The following is a 17646-nucleotide window of genomic DNA, read 5'->3' as shown; positions in this document are numbered from 1 at the left end:
CACAGCATCCTGAACTTATTGTAGCATTCCGCTGGAGAGCGGTCTATAAATACTACTATTTTATTATACGAGGTGATGGCAGTGCAGGAAGAAATCGAACAGAAGTCATTCAACATTATGATCTCCACCACAAAGCTGTCTGCCCGGACCGTCCTGCGGGCAGTAAAGGCGGCGTTTCGGCTGTACCAGTCCAAGGCATCTCAAGGCAAACAAAGTGTCCGCACCCTGTTGCGGCAAAACCATGGTGTGTCCAGCGTGGAGATTAGCAAGACCGGCATCCGCGGGCTGGAACGTTATGCTAAAAAGTACGGCATCGACTACGCCATCCGCAAGGACACCTCCGAGGTGCCGCCCCGGTATCTGGTCTTTTTCAAAGCCCCGGACGCAGAAGCCTTCAACTCGGCGTTCAAAGAGTATTCGGCATCTCTGCTGAACAAAGACAAACGCCCCTCGGTGCTGGCAAAACTGCATGAACTGGTGCAGGCGGCGGCAGAACTCCCCGGCAAAGTCCGGCATAAGGAACAGGAGCGTGGACTGTGACCACGAAAAAGCTGACAAAGCTGCTGGCACTGTATCTGCCCTATATTTTGCTGGGGCTGGTGGCAACCAACATTGGCGAAGCGTGGCGGCTTGCCGAGGGCAAAGAGCTGGGGGATAAGATCATGGCGATGATGGGCACCGTTCCGGTGGCGTTTGCGAACCCGCTGCCCAGCTTGCATCCGCTCGATTTGCTGGTGGGCTTGTGCTGCGGTGCAGGGTTACGGCTGGCGGTCTATTTGCGTGGAAAAAACGCCAAGAAGTACCGCCACGGCATGGAGTACGGCTCTGCCCGGTGGGGCACCGCCAAGGATATTGAGCCGTTCATGGCACCCAAGTTTGCAGACAACATCATCCTGACCAAAACGGAACGGCTGATGATGTCCAACCGCCCACCGGACCCCAAAAACGCCCGGAACAAAAATGTGCTGGTGGTGGGAGGCTCCGGCAGCGGCAAGACGAGATTTTGGCTTAAACCCAACCTTTTACAATGTCATAGTTCCTATGTGGTCACTGACCCGAAAGGTAGTATCGTGGTCGAGTGCGGGAACGCACTTCTGAAAAACGGTTACAAGCTGAAAATCCTGAACACCATCAACTTCAAAAAGTCCATGCACTATAACCCCTTCGCCTATGTCCACAGCGAAAAGGACATTCTCAAACTGGTCACAACCCTGATGACCAACACCAAAGGCGAAGGGTCCGGTGGGGACCCATTTTGGGAGAAAAGCGAACGTCTTTTGCTCACTGCCCTGATCGCGTATCTGCATTATGAAGCCCCGGTGGAGGAACAAAACTTCGCTACTTTGCTGGAAATGCTCAACACCATGCAGGTACTGGAGGATGACGAGGAATACCAGAACCCTGTGGACTTGCTGTTTGAGGAACTGGCAAAAAAGAAGCCCAACAGCTTTGCCGGGCGGCAGTACAAACTTTACAAGCTGGCTGCCGGAAAGACCGCAAAATCCATCCTTATTTCCTGTGGTGCCAGATTAGCCCCCTTCGACATCCAAGAGTTGCGTGACCTCACTATGTACGATGAACTGCAACTGGACACGCTGGGCGATAAGAAAACGGCGTTGTTCCTCATCATGTCGGACACGGATTCCACCTTCAACTTCCTGATCTCGATGGTCTACACCCAGCTTTTCAATCTGCTGTGCGATAAAGCAGATGATGTGTACGGCGGCAAGCTGCCTGTCCATGTGCGGTGTCTCATCGACGAGTGCGCCAACATCGGGCAGATTCCCAATCTGGAAAAACTGGTGGCGACCATCCGCAGCCGTGAGATCTCCGCCTGCCTTGTTTTGCAGGCGAGAAGCCAGTTGAAAGCCATCTACAAGGACAACGCAGACACCATTGTGGGCAACATGGACAGCCAGATATTTCTGGGCGGTTCGGAACCTACTACCCTGAAAGACCTGTCGGAAATGCTGGGCAAGGAGACCATCGACGCATTCAACACCTCGGACACCCGTGGCAACAGCCCCAGTTACGGCACTACGTTCCAGAAGATGGGGCATGAATTATTGAGCCGGGACGAACTGGCAGTGCTGGACGGCGGCAAGTGTATTTTGCAGCTGCGAGGTGTGCGTCCCTTTCTTTCTGACAAGTACGACCTGACCCAGCACCCCAACTACAAGTTGACCTCGGACTACGACCCCAAAAACACCTTCGATATTGAAAAGTATCTGAACCGAAAAGAAAAAATCAATCCCAATGATGAATTTGTTGTGATTGACGCTGATTCGCTCCCGCCTGCCTGACCCGGTAGGCGGTTTTATTTTACCCCGGTCAGAAAGGTGCACCAGAAAATCAGCCTTGCTACGGTTATGCAGCGTAAAACCACAAGATTTCGGGTGTGTACAAATGACCGGAAACGCTTTATAATAAAGGAGAAAAGACTATGGAATTCTTCAACTCTGCGATCGAAGTTCTTCAGACTCTGGTTGTCGCTCTGGGTGCCGGTCTCGGTGTTTGGGGTGCCATCAACCTGCTGGAAGGTTATGGTAACGATAACCCCGGCAGCAAGAGTCAGGGCATGAAGCAGCTCATGGCTGGCGGCGGCGTTGCTCTGGTCGGCATTACCCTGATTCCCCTGCTGAGCGGTCTGTTCGGTTAAGAACAGCGGGCGGCGATTGCCGCCCGGTACATACTATAAATAGGGAAAGCCATAGTAACTATCTCACATACAGAAGGTGAAGCAGATGAGCGAGATTTTATTGTATCATGGCAGTAAAGAAGAAGTTGTCTATCCCGAAATCCGCATCACACGGTATACAAAGGACTTTTCTTGGGGATTCTACTGCACGAACAACTATCAGCAAGCCTACCGCTGGGCAGACCGCCGTTCTGCCGATGGCCTTGTGAACATCTATCGCTATGTAGAAAATCCCGACCTGAAGATCCTGCGTTTCCCTGAAATGTCGGACGAATGGCTGGATTTTATTGCAAAATGTCGTGCAGGTGAAACCCATCCCTACGATATTGTTGAGGGACCCATGGCAGACGACACCATTTGGGATTACGTCAACGGATTTACGTCCGGGCAAATCAGCCGTGAAGCATTTTGGGCATTGGCGAAGTTCAAGCATCCAACACACCAGATCAGCTTTCATACCGTAAACGCTTTGCACTGCCTGACCTTTGAGAGGAGTGAACCCATCCATGACCGAAAAGCAGAAAAATGATGTTCTCTATGTTTGCAGCCTGATCGAGACCATTGCCCGCAAGACCAAAAATCATCGGCAGGATGTGATTCGTCACTTCACAAAAGCCGACATCGAACGGCAGCTCCGGCTGGCAGAAGTAAACCATTGCCTGTCCTTTGAGCAGGTTTCAGATGAACTGATTGAAGATCTCAACATCCCGGATGGGGATTTTGATACCGCCGCAGAGTGCCGCTATACGGTTCCTTCTGCAACCTCCATCGGAATGCTGTACCAGGGGCTGGTGCTGTCCACCATGAAGGATGATGATGCAGCACAGGCAATTCTGGATGTTTTTTCGTCGTTTATCACGGATGAGATCTCCGATTTCAATTCCAACGTATACTACACCAATCCTGATTATCTCCGCTGCTCCTATCTGGAGGGCAAGATGCTTGCTTGATTTCCACTTTCTTACCGCTAGGAGCATAGTGAATGAATGATTACAAGCCTTACAAACAACTCAAGCAGAAACAGAAGGCTAAAGTTGTAGAGCGGATGTATAAAGAACTTCATCAGTTCTTTTCCGATAATCAACGGTTTCCTGATACCCCGGATGAACATGAGTTGCTTGCTCGTCAAATTTTTTCGCACATTCCATACCATGTTTCCTTCGATGAGTTCTATGCCGTATATAATAAAAAGCATTCCGCTATTGAACAGCGTCTCGCAGAAAAAGGATTGCCGGAACATCTGCTTCATCGTGAGGAACGCAGACAGGAAAAACTGAATCGTCCTGCTGTAAAAATGACAAAGCCCCACAGAAAGAAGAAAAAGAAACAGGTGTTCGAGCCACTCGTGGAACAGAATGATGATTTCTTCTTTATTGCTGGTTATACTTCTGGCGGTGCCCCTTATGGTGTCACATGGGAAGAAATGGGACTAGAGCCTTGGGAAGAACTTGTATAAATATTATTGCCATTGCCGATTGCCAAAAGCAGTCGGCATTTTTGTTTTCATCGGCTTCTGAGTCGATTATTCCATACGGCGGCTTGAGCAACAAAGGAGCCCTCTGCAGCTTGCAGTTTTATTGAATGTCCGTACTCCAAGCCGTGTTTTTTATCCACCCATCAATGAAAGGCGGTGTCTTATGCAGTTTTTGACCCACATTATTTTTCTCCTGAATCTCCTCAAGACCCTTATCAACCACTTCAGCTAAGGACGGTGACTGCTGAATGGAAACCGTTCTCAAGGCCATTGCCGACTGGATCAAAGGCATCCTGACGGCAGGCATTATGTCAAACTTGTCTGGCCTGTTCGACGATGTAAACGCACAGGTTGGCAACATCGCACAGCAGGTGGGCACCAAGCCCTCCAGCTTTGAGCCGAGAGTGTTCGCCATGATTGAAGCCCTTTCCCGGAACGTGGTGCTGCCCATTGCAGGCATCATCCTGACCTTCATCGCCTGCTATGAGTTGATTGAAATGATCACCCAGCACAACAATATGGCGCAGTTTGAGCCTGCCCTCATCATGCGCTGGATTTTTAAGACCGCTGTTTCGGTGTGGCTCATCAGCAACACCTTCGATATTGTGATGGCGGTGTTCGACATCACCCAGAAGGTAGTGTCCGATTCCAGCGGCATCATTGCCGGAAATACCCGTGTCAACGACATTGGTTTGTCTATGCTGCAATCCAGCCTGATGCAGATGGACGTTGGTCCCCTGTTCGGGCTTTTCCTGCAATCCTTTTTCATCGGCATCACCATGCGGATATTGAGCATCGTGATTTTCGTCATCGTCTACGGAAGAATGATTGAGATATATTGCATGGTGAGCCTTGCGCCCATCCCCATGGCAACCTTCGGCAACCACGAGCAATCGCACATGGGGCAGAACTACCTGAAATGCCTGTTTGCACTGGGCTTTCAGGGCTTCTTGATTTTGATTTGTGTTGCCATTTACGCAGTGCTGATCCAGAGCGTGGCGATTTCCGGGGATGCCATCAACTCCATTTGGAGCATTGTGGGCTATACCGTTCTGCTTTGTTTCAGCCTGTTCAAGACCAGCTCGGTGACGAAATCCGTCCTCGGAGCGCACTAAAGGAGGTGTTTGATTGGCTGCGTATATTTCAGTTCCCCGTGACCTGACGAAAGTAAAATCGAAGGTCGCATTCAACCTGACGAAGCGGCAACTGCTTTGTTTCGGCACAGCGGCTCTCATTGGAGTGCCGCTGTTTTTTGTTCTCCGGGATTCCGGCGGCAACACTGCCGCCACCCTCGGCATGATGGCCGTGATGCTGCCGGCGTTCTTCCTTGGGATGTACGAAAAGAACGGCCAGCCTTTGGAAAAGCTGCTGTCGTACTATGTGCAGTCCCGGTTTCTCCGCCCGAAGATTCGCCCCTATAAGACCAACAACTACTATGCGATTTTGATGAAGGGAGGCATGACCCATGATCCCGTTTTGGAAAAAGACCGATAAGCACAGTAAGCCGCAGTCTGCGCAGAAGCGCAGGCAGAACGCAAAGCCTGCTGTGCCCCGGACCGCCCAGCAGTCCATCCCCATGCAGCGAATGTTTGAGGATGGTACCTGTCGGGTGAAGCCCAACTACTACACCCGTACCATCCAGTATCAGGACATCAATTATCAGCTCGCCCAGCAGGAGGACAAGACCGCCATTTTTGAAGAATGGTGCAGTTTTCTGAATTTCTTCGATAGCTCCATCAAATTTGAGCTGTCCTTTGTGAATATGGCGACTGACAGCACCGAGTTTGAAAAGAGCATCCGCATTCCGTTCCAGAAGGACGGCTTTGACGATGTTCGTGCGGAGTATTCCCAGATGCTGCGCCAGCAGCTTGCCAAGGGCAATAATGGTCTGACCAAGACCAAGTTCATCACCTTCGGTGTGGAGGGCGAAAGCATGGCGCAGGTCAAGCCCCGGCTCGACCACATTCAGAATGACCTGCTGAACAATTTCCATCGGCTGGGTGTGCAGGCAAAGCCCCTGAATGGTGTCCAGCGGCTGAAACTTATGCACGATATGTTCAACATGGACGGTGCCAGCAAATTTCATTTTGACTGGAAAGACCTTGTGAAAAGCGGCCTTTCGGTAAAGGATGCCATTGCGCCCACCGCCTTTGCCTTCAAAAACTCCCGGACGTTCCAGATGGGCGGCATCTATTGCGCCGCCAGCTTTCTGAGCATCACGGCTTCCGACATCAGCGACCAGCTTTTGAAGGATTTTCTGGACATGGATTCCAGCCAGATCGTCACCATGCACATCCAGTCCGTTGACCAGAACCGTGCCATCAAAACGGTCAAGCGCACCATCACGGAACTTGATAGATCAAAGATCGAGGAGCAGAAGAAAGCCATCCGCGCCGGATATGATATCGACATCATTCCGTCGGATTTGGCAACCTATGGCAGAGATGCAAAAGCCCTGCTGAAAGAATTGCAGAGCCAGAACGAGCGGATGTTCCTCGTCACCTTTCTGGTTCTGAACACCGGCAGGACTGAACAGGAACTGGAAAACAATGTTTTTCAGGCATCCAGCATCGCCCAGAAGCACAACTGCAATCTCTGTCGGCTGGATTTCCAGCAGGAGCAGGGCTTGATGAGTAGCCTGCCGCTGGCGGATTGCCAGATCGAGATTCAGCGGGGACTGACCACCAGCAGCACTGCCATCTTCATCCCCTTTACCACGCAGGAATTGTACCAGAGCGGAAAAGAATCGCTGTACTACGGCTTGAATGCCTTGTCCAATAACCTCATCATGGTTGACCGCAAGAAGCTGAAAAATCCCAATGGGCTTATCCTCGGCACTCCCGGTTCTGGCAAAAGTTTCTCAGCAAAGCGTGAGATCACCAATGCGTTTCTGGTGACAGATGATGATATTATCATCTGCGACCCGGAAGCAGAATACGCTCCGCTGGTGGAGCGTCTGCATGGACAGGTTATCCACATCGGCCCTGCCAGCACTCAGTATATCAACCCCATGGACATCAACAGCAATTACAGTGAGGAGGACAATCCGCTGGCGTTGAAGGCGGACTTTATTCTTTCTCTGTGTGAGCTGGTGGTGGGCGGCAAAGAGGGCTTGCAGCCGGTAGAAAAGACGGTCATTGACCGCTGTGTTCATGTGGTCTACCGCAAGTATTTTGAGAATCCCACCCCGGAAAATATGCCCCTGCTGGAAGATCTGTACAATGCGCTGCTGACGCAGGACGAACCGGAAGCCCGTCATGTGGCGGCTGCGCTGGAAATCTACGTCAAGGGTTCTTTGAACATTTTCAACCACCACACCAACGTGGATATCCACAACCGTATCGTCTGCTTCGACATCAAGCAACTGGGCAAGCAACTGAAAAAACTCGGTATGCTGATCGTGCAGGATGCCGTGTGGGGGCGTGTTACTGCCAACCGCAGTGCCGGAAAATCCACCCGGTACTATGCAGATGAATTCCACCTTTTGCTGAAAGAGGAGCAGACTGCCGCTTATTCTGTGGAGATCTGGAAGCGTTTTCGCAAGTGGGGCGGCATCCCGACAGCCCTAACGCAGAACGTCAAAGATCTGCTGGCAAGCCCTGAAGTATCGAACATTTTTGAGAACTCGGACTTTGTGTATATGCTTAATCAGGCGAACGGCGATAGACAGATTCTCGCAAAGCAGCTCAACATCTCGCCCCATCAGCTTTCCTATGTGACCCACTCCGGCGAGGGCGAAGGGCTGCTGTTTTTTGGTAATGTCATTCTGCCCTTCGTTGACCATTTCCCGAAAGACCTTGAACTCTACCGCATCCTCACGACCAAACTCAACGAGATCTCGGAGGGCGCACAGAAATGAGCAAGCCGAAACTGAACATCAAAGAGGAAACATCTGCAAAAAAGACCCGTTCTCCCCCGAAAAAAGCCAAGGTGGAGCAGTCGGTGCCCAGAAAGAAGAAGCTGAAAACCGATGCGGAAAAGACCGCCGAAAAAGCCCAGCACCTGCGGTTTGGAAAGGCAGAGCTGACCCCGGACGAGTTGAGCCGGTTGAGCAAGGCGCAGAAGCGGGAGATGTACGCCGCCCATGCCGCCCGGTCTGCGGTGCATCAGGAGGTTGACCAGTACGAGGATGACAATGTGGGCACGCAGGCTCTGAGCGAGGGCGAAAAGGCGGCAGGAAATGTCCGGGATATTTCCAAGGGCAGATACGCTCGCAAACTCAAGAAGAAAGCCAAGATGCAGGGCAAGAAAGGTGCCCGAACCGCAAAATCTTCTGCACAGAAGCCGACTGCGGCACAAGATGCAGGCGCATCCGGCACCGGCGAGGGCGGCTCCAACTGGCTTTCCCGGTGGCGGCAAAAGCAAGACATCCGGCAGAGCTACTATGCCGCCGCACGTTCTGGTACAGCGGCGCAGACCGCAGGCGGCAAGGCGGCATCCAACGGTGCATCTGCCGCCCGGTCCGGCATGGAACAGGCGGTAGAAAAGGGCAAAACTGCCGTCAGTACTGCCATGAAGGGGCTGGTGAACGCCGCCAAAGGCAACGCACACGTTCTGGTGATCGTGGGCGTTTTTCTTTTGCTCATCCTCATGGTGATGTCGGGCTTTTCCTCCTGCGGAATCCTCTTTTCCGGCGGCACGCAGGTATCCGGGCAGACCATGTACTCTGCCGAGGACAGGGACATCCGGGGCGCAGAGCAGGACTACAAGAAGCTGGAAAAGGAGCTGGATAAAAAGATCAAGCGCACCCCCACCGACCACCCCGGCTACAACGAGTACCAGTATCACCTTGACCCCATCGAGCACGACCCGTGGCAGCTCACTTCGTTCCTGACCACCCTGTATGACGATTACACCCGGTCGGAGGTGCAGGGCAAGTTGAAGGAGACCTTCAAAAAGCAGTACAAGCTCACCACATGGGTGGAGGTGCAGACTCGGTATATGACCGTGTGGGTCATCAGCCCGGCAGGAATCCCGATCCCTACGCAGGTGCCCTATGAGTATCGCATCTTCCACACCAAGCTGGTCAATCGTGGCTTGGAGGTGGTCATCCGGGAAGAATTGGATGCTGACCAATGGAAACGGTACGAAATTTTTCAAGATACCTTGGGTGGCAGACCTTACCTGTTCAACGGCGGTCTGCCGCCCGGTGGCTCTGACGGTTCCGGCGCACCGGGCATCGACTATACCGTTCCGGCAGAAGCCCTGACGGACAGCGAATTTGCCGCCATCTACAAGGAAGCCCAAAAGTATGTGGGTACGCCCTATGTGTGGGGCGGCTCTACCCCGGAAACAGGCTTCGATTGCAGTGGCTATGTCTGCTGGGTGTACAACCAGAACGGCTACGATGTGGGCAGAACCACCGCCAACGGATTATGGCAGAAAAGCCAGCACATCTCCGAAGCCGAAGCAAAGCCCGGTGATCTTGTTTTCTTTGAAGGAACGTATGATACGCCGGGGAAAAGTCATGTGGGCATCTACCTCGGAAAAGGCATGATGGTCAGTGCCGGAGACCCCATCAAATACGCAAATATCCACTCGTCCTACTGGGAGAAGCATCTCGCCGGGTTCGGACGGCTTTCAAAATGATTGGAGGAGTTACTATGAGCGAAAAATCGGATAAGCTGCGGGCAATGCTGGCAAAAGAGAAGGAGCGCCGCATCAAGCTGAACAACCGCATCGAGATCCTGGAGCGGCGCATTCAGGAGGAGGATTCTGCTGAGGTCAACGAGATGGTGCGGACTGCAAAGGTCACGCCGGAACAGCTCGCCGCCCTGCTGCGGCAGTCGGCAACTGCCACCCCGAACCCGGCTGCGCTGTCTGCCGTGGGTGCAACTTTCGAGAAGGAGGTCAATACGGATGAAGATTAAGAAACTGAGCGCACTGCTGGTATCGGCGGTGCTGTGCGCTGGCATGGCAGCTCCCGCCTTTGCCTTTGAGGGTGAAGCCACCCCGGTGGAGCAGCCTATCCTGCCGGAGGTGGTGGAGGATGTTGTCACCGTCACGGACGAAACCTCTGGTGCTCTGACCCCGGAGGGCAACCTGACACTGGTGGACGATTACCACACCAATTATTCGGATGGTTCCGGGCAGCAGTTCATCACGCTGGTATCGAAATCGGGTGCGACATTTTATCTGGTAATCGATCGGAACAGTAAAGGCGCGCAAACCGTACACTTTATGAATCTGGTGGATGAAGCCGACCTGTTGGCTCTGATGGAGGAAGAAGCTGCCGATGCCTACACTGCGGAGAAAGAAGCAGCGGCACAGGCTGAACTGGACAGGCTGAAAGCCGAGGAAGAAGCCAAGAAAGCCGAAGAAGAAGCGGCAACCGCTGAACCGCCCAAGGAAAACAAAATCACAAAGTATGCAGGCGCATTTCTGGGCATAGTCGCCCTGATTGCGCTGGCGGCAGGCGGCGGCTTCTATTTCTATCGCCAGCAGGTGCAGAAGAAAAAAGCAGAAAAAGAAGCCCTTGACCCCGATGCAAACTACACCGAGTACAACGGCAACTTTGAGATTCCTGTGGAGGATGAGCCGGAAACGGATGAAGTCCCGGACGAGCAGGAACCCGAAAACAGCTAATTTTCAAGGCGGCGTTTGCCGCCATACATATATAATACAGAGAGAACGGGAGTTGATGCTTATTGTCTTATCGCTTAGTCATCAGCGAAAAGCCCTCCGTTGCGATGGCTTACGCAAATGTCCTTGGTGCGACAAACCGCAAGGACGGCTATCTGGAGGGTAACGGCTATCTGGTCAGCTGGTGCGTCGGGCATCTGGTAGAGCTTGCACCACCCAATGTCTACGATGAAAAGTTCGTCAAGTGGAGCATTGCCGACCTGCCCATCCTGCCGCAAAAGTGGCAGTATCTGGTGTCTGCGTCCACCAAAAAGCAATTTGGTATCCTGCAAAAGCTGATGCACCGCCCGGATGTGGATAGCATTGTCTGTGCAACAGATGCAGGACAGTGCGGTTGGGTGACTTAAGAGAAAGGAAAAAGAGACCTCATCTCGTTGAAAATCAAATCCAAAAATCATTTAAGGAGCAATTCAAATGAAACGAAATCAGTATTTCGACCATAATCACTCTCAAAAAGCGCTTTCCTGCCGCTACAACATGGACACCAACCGGGTGGAAGCCCAATTTAATGATGGCACTATCGTCAATTTCGCATTATTGTAATAACAGATTGCTTCTTCCATGAATGGTAATATTATCATCAAACTTTTGGAAGAACTATAAATGTCCGAGGTGCCTTTGATTTCGACAGAAAAACAGGCTGAATTGTTACAAAGCTCGGACATTTCAAAAGAATTTTTTGAAAAATACTAAAGAAGCGGAGCAGCTAAAATCTGCTCCGCTTCGATATGATTGATCTAAGGATGTTTTGCTATTTGATTAAACTCACTCTGTCAACCGCAATCGCTCCACAACTGGAAGGTTAACGTCAGTTTTGTAGACCCATATAGGCACAATAAGGCAGATTAGCAACACCAGTCCAGACACCAGCACCAGTGGGATAAATGGATAGGAGAAAACAGCATAATAGGCCACTTTACTAAAAATCATATATAGCAAGATGAAGATTGCTGTTCCAATGGTGACTGCAAGGGAAAGGGAAACGCCCCAATAATAGAAACCTTCCATAAATAGCATTCGTTTGATTTGTCTCTTTGTCATTCCAATGCTTTCAAGAACAGCTAATTCATAGCGCCGAGTATTTACATTGACAACCATTGTATTGACAAAGTTCATGACACCAACAAGCAGCAGGATCACGGACAACCCTGTTCCTAAAACCTTTGCTGTAATGAGATATTCCTGCATTTCTTCTCGCCGTTCATATCGGGATATAATATCAATGTTAGCTTGTGATGCGGTGATTTGCTTTAATTCTTGCAGTATACTTTCGTCATGTTGACCATCCGTATCAAAGGCCACGCGGAACACTCTATATTGCGGAAAGAGTTCTTTCAAAGCTGTTTGACTAATATACAAATCAGGAGCCGTCCCTCTCTCATTGCCTCCTCCTGCTCGAAACCCTTCATTCAAATAACCGTTCGCTACAATAAAGGAATGCTGTCCGTTCTGCGTCTGGATTGTTATTTCCTGCCCTGGCTGAATAAGGTCTTCTACTGTTTTGGACAGCAGCACAACCTTTCCTTGTTCAAAGGCAGACGTGTCAATAGGCAAGTTTAAGGTTTTATTGATTTCTTCCAAATATGCACTGTCAATTCCAAAAACCCCGCTAAAAAAGTTTTGCTGATAATTTTCTAATTTTGCCGGATCAGAAAAATCAATGCCGTTTACTCCGTCTAATGACGCAAGAAACTCGTGAAATACAGCATCGTCATATACAACATCTGCTGCTACTTGAGGATAAGGTGCATAGGTCAACCTCAAATTCTCAATGCCGTCAAGCTGACCAATCTCTGAAACCATTTCGCTGGAAATTAAATCTTCTCTTTCGTGGATACTATATGTGAGTGCAAAATCGCTTACTCCCCATTGGCTCACATAATTCTCCGGGCTTAAACCATGTAATAGCCCTGTGACGACAAGGAACAAGGAAAGGCCGAAAAAAAGCGATGCAAAAACAAGGGTTGTACTCTTAGCATTACGAAAGACATTGTTCCATGCCATTCTGGACAACTTCATTTTGCTACAATTTCTGGCGCTGCTCTTTGTGCTGGCTGCTGTATATTGGAGTGCTGCTATTGGTGAAACACTTCCGGCAATTTTGGCGGGCTTCATGCTTGCAATCATAACGGTAATGAACGTAAATATGGCCGCTCCCATAAAAATAAGCGGCGAAAAAGATACTTTTATTCCCACATCAGAATTTGTTGAATACATCATATTTAGGAAATAGGGAACAACGCCAAAGGAAACAACCGCACCAAGTAGCAAACCAATCGGAATACCAATGTAGGAGATTTTGAGTGCCTGCTTATAGATAATTCTCTTTATCTGCTTTTTGGTCGTTCCAATCGTTTTAAGACAGCCGTAGAATTGCACATCTTTTACGACAGAGATATAAAAAATGTTATAAATCAACAGATAGCCGCTAAAAGATATAAAAACTGCTAAAATTATTGCTGTTAAAACAACAGCCCCACCATTTGCTTGTCCTAATGGTACAATTTCAAATGTTTGTTCTTCTGTAAAGTCAATCTCATGCCGCAATCTTTCACAGTTTTTGTCAACATCATCCTTACCTTGAAAACGGATCATTGCCGTAACGCTGTTATCCAGTGATACATTTGAGCTATCCTTAAAAGCGGCTGAAACATAAACATAACCACGATTGTTTGTACGCATTGAAATGTAGTCCGTATAGTAGCCCGATAGCAAAAAGGTGTCTGAGACATAATTATAGCTATCGCCAATTTGGTACGACAACACAATCTCCATCCCTATTTGCGGATCAGAAATGCCCATCTGTTCAAGCACCCATGTAGGTAGCATAATTTCGTTTTTACTTGATGGGTAATTTCCTACAACACTTGATATAGTAGGCAGACGGTGGGTTCCCCACTCGGTATCATCTATCCAAACTATACCTAATCTCGCATTTTGCAGTTGCTCTGTATCAACACTGCCTAAACGCTGCTGTATACCTACGTCAAGGACAAGGTTTGATTTTGAAATTTCAACCAACTGATTTTCTGTTACATTTGTGATTCCGACATCAGCGGTAGTTCCCATTAACCGAATTTGTTGCATTTGGTAGGTTTCAAAGTAACTAAAACCAATACTGAATGTCGCAGTTATCATAAATGCAGTTAGCACAAGAGCAATGATTGCAAATAAATTACGCTGCCGTTCACGATGCAAACTGCGCTTTGCCAGCTTCTTTTCAATGTCACTGGTATCATTTTCAAAAGGCCATGTCATAGCTTGCCACCTCCTTATTCCACAATCCTGCCATCCTCAATGCGGACAATCCGATCCGCAAGGCGGGCTATGTCGTCATTGTGGGTAATCATTACAACGGTTTGCCGGAACTCCGCGCTGGTGCGCTTGATAAGTCCCAGCACCTCGGCGCTGGTCTTGCTGTCAAGGTTACCGGTTGGCTCATCGGCCAGCACAATAGCCGGTTTGGTAATCAGAGCGCGGGCAATCGCCACACGCTGCTGCTGTCCGCCGGATAGATTGTTCGGCATATTTTTCAGTTTATCTTCCAGCCCCAGTAGGTGAACAATTTCGTCCAAAAACTTCTGATCCACCGTGTCCCCGTCCAACTCCACCGGCAGGACAATGTTCTCATACACATTCAGGATGGGAACAAGGTTATAGTTCTGGAAGACAAAGCCGATGTTGCGGCGGCGAAAGATGGTAAGCTGCTCGTCGTTCTTCTTTGCCAGTTCTTCGCCTCGGACAATCACGGTTCCGCTGGTGGGAGTGTCCAACCCGCCCATCATGTGAAGCAGGGTGGACTTGCCGCTACCAGAGGTTCCCACAACAGCCACAAACTCGCCGTCCTCCACGGAGAAATTTACGCCGTCAAGGGCGCGGGTAATGTTCGGTTCTGTACCGTAATACTTTTTCAGGTCAATCGTCTGTAAAACGCTCATATTCAAAACTCCTTTCAAGGCTTCCTGCCTGTTGATAAGTGTATTGTAAAACCCAAATGTCCGCGAAATGTTACAGCGGCTAAAAAAATTCATTGAAAATTGAGGTGAAATGTTACAACGCTCGGACATTTTATTTCTGCACTTCGGGCCAACTTGACCCGAAGCAGAAAGTTTCTCTCAACGCAAGGGAAGCATAATGGAAAATTCCGAACCCTTGCCCGGCTCCGAAACCACTTTGATATAGCCGCCCTGCCGCGTTACGATCTCGCGGGCCAGATACAGGCCAATGCCCACACCCTGCTGTTCGTGTACTTCTTCCTCACGATAGAAGCGCTGGAAGATAGCGGCCTGATTGCTTTCGGAAATGCCCTTGCCAGTGTCGGTCACTTTGATTTCCACATACATTTCCCACAGCACCACAGACACAGCGATTTTCCCGCCTGCCGGGGTGTACTTCACCGCATTGTCCAGCAGGTTAAAGAGGGCTTCCGATGTCCACTTGCTGTCATGGGAAACGGTCAAATCCTCCGGGCAGTCCACGGACACGGCGATTTCCTTTTTCTCCGCTGCATACACGATCCCACTCATGGCCTGTGCCACGGTATCAAAGAGGCGGCCCGGTTTCTTGTCCAACTGGATCACGCCTGTTTCCAGACGGGAGGTTTTCACAAGGGCCTGAAAGAGAAAGTCCAGCTTATCCGTCTGGCTGCGGATTCCCCGGATAAAGTCGGTGCGTTCTGCCTCGGCCATAGGCTTTTCCAGCAGGGTGTCCGTCGCCATTTTCAGATTGCTTACCGGCGTTTTCACCTGATGGGAAATATCCGATACAAGGGTCTGTAACTCCTGCCGTTCCTCGTCCACCCGGCGGCGGTTCTCCTGCATGATCTGGTAAAGCCTTGCCAGCCGGTGTCCGATTCTGGCAAGCTGGGTTTCGCTGTCCTCTGGCCGCTGGGGCGCTTCATTTCCGGCAATCATGTGGTCTAAGGTCTGGCACAGGTCAGCGGTAAACTCTGATAACCGTTTTCCAAACGCCTGCGTCAGTACAAAAATCCCTACAAGGGCGCACAACAGCAGCGCCCCGCCCGTCAGCAGCACCGCCGTCTGTTTTGTCACAAGAAAAAGAGCTATGGTGATCCCGGACATGGAGAGGGCAAACCCTATTGCCACCCGGCCAAACAGCCGCTTTACCGAGAGGTTTTGAAACTTCATTTTGCCTCGCCTCCCGTCCATTGATAGCCCATGCCGTAAACGGTCTTGATGTAGGGCGCGCCGCCGTCGGATTCAATCTTGCTGCGAATCCGGCTGATAGAAGTTGTCAGGGTGTGTTCGTCTACAAACCTTTCGTCTATATCCCACAGCTTTTCCAAAAGCTGCCCACGGGTCAGCACTTGCCGGGGATTTTTGCGGAACAGGTTCAGCATTTTGTACTCCATCGGGGATAGGGTCAGGGGCTTGCCATTTAAGGAAGCCGTCTGTTCCGAGAAGTCCAGAAACAGCCGCCCGTCGTCGTAAATGTCCTTGGCCGGTTTGTGGTGTTCCAGCATGGCGAACATGGCTTTGATTTTCCGCTGCAAGGCCCCGATCACAAAGGGCTTTGTGATGTAGTCCACCGCGCCCACCTCATAGCCCCGTATCTGGTCGCTCTCCTGATCGTTGGCGGTCAGGAAAATCACGATGGTATCCGGGTGCTGGGGCTTTATCAGCTTGCACAGTTCAAAACCGTTCCCGTCCGGCAGGTTGATGTCCAGCAGCACTAAATTAAATTCCCGCTGGCGGATGGCTTCGGCTGCGGTTCTGGCATTTAGGGCAGAAGTCACGCCGTAGCCGTCTGCGGTCAGGTTATAGGCCAACATCTTATTCAAAAAACTGTCGTCCTCGACAATTAAAATCTGCTTCATATCCTCACTTCCTTTGCTTTTTGCAGATAGTATAACAGGCAAATGTCCGTGAAATGTTACAAGGACAAATATATTTATCATTTTACAGCTTTTTTATGTGTACTGCAATTTTATAAAAGCAAGGACAGCAGTATCATCAAATTGCTGTCCTTGCGGTTTATTATAGCTGGTAGTGTATAAGCGTGGGTTCATCATATTTGGTGTGGCATCTTTAACTATGGGAAACTCCCCGCTCCCATTTTGAAACTGCTTTATCCGTAACATTTAGCTTTTGTGCAAGTTCCAGTTGTGTCCACACCCTTTCCTTTCTTAATTCCGAGATGAACGTACCAAATTTTTGACTATCCATGTCGATTGTCCTTTCTCTTGAACTGTCTCAATCCATATCACGTTTTCCGATTTATTTCCACCTACGATTTGTAGAGTCCTTCATTTACTTCTCTACTTTCTGTTTGCTTTAAGAAAATGATCGTAACAGCGTCCATGTTTTCGCTCGCCACTTTTCCAATGGATCATGACAGTTTTAGCGAGAGATTATCCATATTGATTATGTGTAGTGTACCACGAACCAACAAAAATATCGGATGTCACTAATGCTGTAAAGGAGCGTGATGCCATTGACCCAACCGAAAACCGACCTAGCCTATCTCCGCAACGAAAAAGCCAAAGCAGAGCAGAAGCTGCGCTCTTGCCAGCACCGGGAAAAGATCCTTGAACGTAGGATGTCGGAGCTGAACCGGAGAGAGCGTGTGCATCGTCTTTGCACCCGTGCTGGAATGCTGGAAAGCTTTCTGGTCTGTCCGGGAGAACTGACCGACGATCAGGTGATGGAACTTCTGAAAATCTCGTTCCGTCAGCCGGAAGTCGTGCTGGCACTTGCAAAGATGGTGCATGACGTTCACGAACGCAGCAACGTCCAAAACCCTTTAGAATAAAGACCTGCTAATAAAAGTCAAGCCCTAAAATAAGAAAATTCGCCAACCAACCGCTGCCCAT

19 protein-coding genes and 1 pseudogene are annotated in these 17646 nt (G+C 50.0%); 15 read left to right on the top strand and 5 right to left on the bottom strand.

Annotated features, from left to right (window positions below):
- Positions 1-75: 75 nt before the first annotated feature.
- The 14 genes and pseudogenes from GKG34_RS15165 (at position 76) to GKG34_RS15980 (ending at position 11357) form a co-directional block, all read left to right on the top strand.
- Positions 76-540: a PcfB family protein gene (locus tag GKG34_RS15165; RefSeq protein ID WP_154256795.1), complete on the top strand. Its 465-nt coding sequence runs from the start codon at positions 76-78 to the stop codon at positions 538-540.
- Positions 537-2303, top strand: coding sequence for a type IV secretory system conjugative DNA transfer family protein (locus tag GKG34_RS15160; protein ID WP_347563473.1), 1767 nt, complete (start codon positions 537-539; stop codon positions 2301-2303). The genes GKG34_RS15165 and GKG34_RS15160 overlap by 4 nt, the downstream gene beginning before the upstream one ends.
- Positions 2304-2443: 140 nt before the next feature.
- The gene (locus GKG34_RS15155) at positions 2444-2659 is read left to right on the top strand and encodes a Maff2 family mobile element protein (protein WP_055186938.1); all 216 of its coding nucleotides are present in this window, start codon (positions 2444-2446) and stop codon (positions 2657-2659) included.
- Between the two features lie 85 nt (positions 2660-2744).
- Positions 2745-3227, top strand: coding sequence for a DUF3990 domain-containing protein (locus GKG34_RS15150; RefSeq protein WP_154256793.1), 483 nt, complete (start codon positions 2745-2747; stop codon positions 3225-3227).
- On the top strand, positions 3205-3648 hold the full coding sequence (locus GKG34_RS15145; protein ID WP_154256791.1) for a hypothetical protein: 444 nt from the start codon (positions 3205-3207) through the stop codon (positions 3646-3648). Before GKG34_RS15150 ends, GKG34_RS15145 begins: the two co-directional genes overlap by 23 nt.
- A gap of 32 nt (positions 3649-3680) precedes the next feature.
- Positions 3681-4154: a hypothetical protein gene (locus GKG34_RS15140; protein WP_154256789.1), complete on the top strand. Its 474-nt coding sequence runs from the start codon at positions 3681-3683 to the stop codon at positions 4152-4154.
- A 266-nt stretch (positions 4155-4420) separates the two neighbouring features.
- Positions 4421-5287 carry a VirB6/TrbL-like conjugal transfer protein, CD1112 family gene (locus GKG34_RS15135; RefSeq protein ID WP_154256787.1) on the top strand — a complete coding sequence of 289 codons (867 nt, stop codon included), beginning with the start codon at positions 4421-4423 and terminating at the stop codon, positions 5285-5287.
- A gap of 13 nt (positions 5288-5300) precedes the next feature.
- Positions 5301-5666, top strand: a complete 366-nt coding sequence (locus tag GKG34_RS15130) for a PrgI family protein (RefSeq protein WP_097800166.1) — start codon at positions 5301-5303, stop codon at positions 5664-5666.
- On the top strand, positions 5638-8031 hold the full coding sequence (locus GKG34_RS15125) for a VirB4-like conjugal transfer ATPase, CD1110 family (protein ID WP_154256785.1): 2394 nt from the start codon (positions 5638-5640) through the stop codon (positions 8029-8031). The genes GKG34_RS15130 and GKG34_RS15125 overlap by 29 nt, the downstream gene beginning before the upstream one ends.
- The gene (locus tag GKG34_RS15120; protein ID WP_154256784.1) at positions 8028-9761 is read left to right on the top strand and encodes a C40 family peptidase; all 1734 of its coding nucleotides are present in this window, start codon (positions 8028-8030) and stop codon (positions 9759-9761) included. The genes GKG34_RS15125 and GKG34_RS15120 overlap by 4 nt, the downstream gene beginning before the upstream one ends.
- Before the next feature lie 14 nt (positions 9762-9775).
- On the top strand, positions 9776-10042 hold the full coding sequence (locus GKG34_RS15115) for a DUF4315 family protein (protein WP_120080869.1): 267 nt from the start codon (positions 9776-9778) through the stop codon (positions 10040-10042).
- On the top strand, positions 10032-10757 hold the full coding sequence (locus GKG34_RS15110) for a DUF4366 domain-containing protein (protein WP_154256782.1): 726 nt from the start codon (positions 10032-10034) through the stop codon (positions 10755-10757). The genes GKG34_RS15115 and GKG34_RS15110 overlap by 11 nt, the downstream gene beginning before the upstream one ends.
- 62 nt (positions 10758-10819) lie before the next feature.
- A pseudogene (locus tag GKG34_RS15105) lies at positions 10820-11149 on the top strand (toprim domain-containing protein); the annotation flags it as partial.
- Positions 11150-11228: 79 nt separating this feature from the next.
- A complete protein-coding gene (locus GKG34_RS15980) occupies positions 11229-11357 on the top strand; it encodes a DUF6061 family protein (RefSeq protein WP_227612017.1) in 129 nt (42 codons plus the stop codon).
- A gap of 222 nt (positions 11358-11579) precedes the next feature.
- Here GKG34_RS15980 and GKG34_RS15100 read toward each other — a convergent pair whose 3' ends face one another.
- The 5 genes from GKG34_RS15100 to GKG34_RS15080 all read right to left on the bottom strand — a co-directional run bounded on the left by GKG34_RS15100 (position 11580) and on the right by GKG34_RS15080 (position 16999).
- Positions 11580-14072: an ABC transporter permease gene (locus tag GKG34_RS15100; protein ID WP_154256780.1), complete on the bottom strand. Its 2493-nt coding sequence runs from the start codon at positions 14070-14072 to the stop codon at positions 11580-11582.
- Positions 14073-14086: 14 nt separating this feature from the next.
- Complete coding sequence (locus GKG34_RS15095) at positions 14087-14752, bottom strand: ABC transporter ATP-binding protein (protein ID WP_154256778.1); 666 nt, start codon at positions 14750-14752, stop codon at positions 14087-14089.
- Between the two features lie 177 nt (positions 14753-14929).
- On the bottom strand, positions 14930-15961 hold the full coding sequence (locus tag GKG34_RS15090; protein ID WP_154256776.1) for a HAMP domain-containing sensor histidine kinase: 1032 nt from the start codon (positions 15959-15961) through the stop codon (positions 14930-14932).
- Positions 15958-16650 carry a response regulator transcription factor gene (locus GKG34_RS15085; RefSeq protein WP_007890426.1) on the bottom strand — a complete coding sequence of 231 codons (693 nt, stop codon included), beginning with the start codon at positions 16648-16650 and terminating at the stop codon, positions 15958-15960. Before GKG34_RS15085 ends, GKG34_RS15090 begins: the two co-directional genes overlap by 4 nt.
- A gap of 211 nt (positions 16651-16861) precedes the next feature.
- The gene (locus GKG34_RS15080; protein WP_154256774.1) at positions 16862-16999 is read right to left on the bottom strand and encodes a helix-turn-helix transcriptional regulator; all 138 of its coding nucleotides are present in this window, start codon (positions 16997-16999) and stop codon (positions 16862-16864) included.
- Between the two features lie 262 nt (positions 17000-17261).
- Between GKG34_RS15080 and GKG34_RS15075 the strand changes: the two genes are divergently transcribed.
- A complete protein-coding gene (locus tag GKG34_RS15075) occupies positions 17262-17585 on the top strand; it encodes a DUF3847 domain-containing protein (RefSeq protein ID WP_113621046.1) in 324 nt (107 codons plus the stop codon).
- The last annotated feature ends 61 nt before the right edge of the window (positions 17586-17646 follow it).

Source organism: Faecalibacterium sp. BIOML-A4, assembly GCF_009679665.1.
Lineage (GTDB): Bacteria > Bacillota > Clostridia > Oscillospirales > Ruminococcaceae > Faecalibacterium > Faecalibacterium taiwanense.
Note: the sequence above shows the minus strand (reverse complement) of the source record. Positions and strands in the feature narration are given on the sequence as shown.

What these genes read in the sequence shown, in the direction of transcription:
- GKG34_RS15110 (WP_154256782.1), top strand. Translation starts at nt 10,032, where the DNA reads ATGAAGATTAAGAAACTGAGCGCACTGCTGGTATCGGCGGTGCTGTGC.
- GKG34_RS15145 (WP_154256791.1), top strand. Translation starts at nt 3,205, where the DNA reads ATGACCGAAAAGCAGAAAAATGATGTTCTCTATGTTTGCAGCCTGATC.
- GKG34_RS15125 (WP_154256785.1), top strand. Translation starts at nt 5,638, where the DNA reads ATGATCCCGTTTTGGAAAAAGACCGATAAGCACAGTAAGCCGCAGTCT.
- GKG34_RS15115 (WP_120080869.1), top strand. Translation starts at nt 9,776, where the DNA reads ATGAGCGAAAAATCGGATAAGCTGCGGGCAATGCTGGCAAAAGAGAAG.
- GKG34_RS15155 (WP_055186938.1), top strand. Translation starts at nt 2,444, where the DNA reads ATGGAATTCTTCAACTCTGCGATCGAAGTTCTTCAGACTCTGGTTGTC.
- GKG34_RS15085 (WP_007890426.1), bottom strand. Translation starts at nt 16,650, where the DNA reads ATGAAGCAGATTTTAATTGTCGAGGACGACAGTTTTTTGAATAAGATG.
- GKG34_RS15165 (WP_154256795.1), top strand. Translation starts at nt 76, where the DNA reads ATGGCAGTGCAGGAAGAAATCGAACAGAAGTCATTCAACATTATGATC.
- GKG34_RS15120 (WP_154256784.1), top strand. Translation starts at nt 8,028, where the DNA reads ATGAGCAAGCCGAAACTGAACATCAAAGAGGAAACATCTGCAAAAAAG.
- GKG34_RS15135 (WP_154256787.1), top strand. Translation starts at nt 4,421, where the DNA reads ATGGAAACCGTTCTCAAGGCCATTGCCGACTGGATCAAAGGCATCCTG.
- GKG34_RS15980 (WP_227612017.1), top strand. Translation starts at nt 11,229, where the DNA reads ATGAAACGAAATCAGTATTTCGACCATAATCACTCTCAAAAAGCGCTT.
- GKG34_RS15090 (WP_154256776.1), bottom strand. Translation starts at nt 15,961, where the DNA reads ATGAAGTTTCAAAACCTCTCGGTAAAGCGGCTGTTTGGCCGGGTGGCA.
- GKG34_RS15075 (WP_113621046.1), top strand. Translation starts at nt 17,262, where the DNA reads ATGCCATTGACCCAACCGAAAACCGACCTAGCCTATCTCCGCAACGAA.
- GKG34_RS15100 (WP_154256780.1), bottom strand. Translation starts at nt 14,072, where the DNA reads ATGACATGGCCTTTTGAAAATGATACCAGTGACATTGAAAAGAAGCTG.
- GKG34_RS15150 (WP_154256793.1), top strand. Translation starts at nt 2,745, where the DNA reads ATGAGCGAGATTTTATTGTATCATGGCAGTAAAGAAGAAGTTGTCTAT.
- GKG34_RS15095 (WP_154256778.1), bottom strand. Translation starts at nt 14,752, where the DNA reads ATGAGCGTTTTACAGACGATTGACCTGAAAAAGTATTACGGTACAGAA.
- GKG34_RS15080 (WP_154256774.1), bottom strand. Translation starts at nt 16,999, where the DNA reads ATGGATAGTCAAAAATTTGGTACGTTCATCTCGGAATTAAGAAAGGAA.
- GKG34_RS15140 (WP_154256789.1), top strand. Translation starts at nt 3,681, where the DNA reads ATGAATGATTACAAGCCTTACAAACAACTCAAGCAGAAACAGAAGGCT.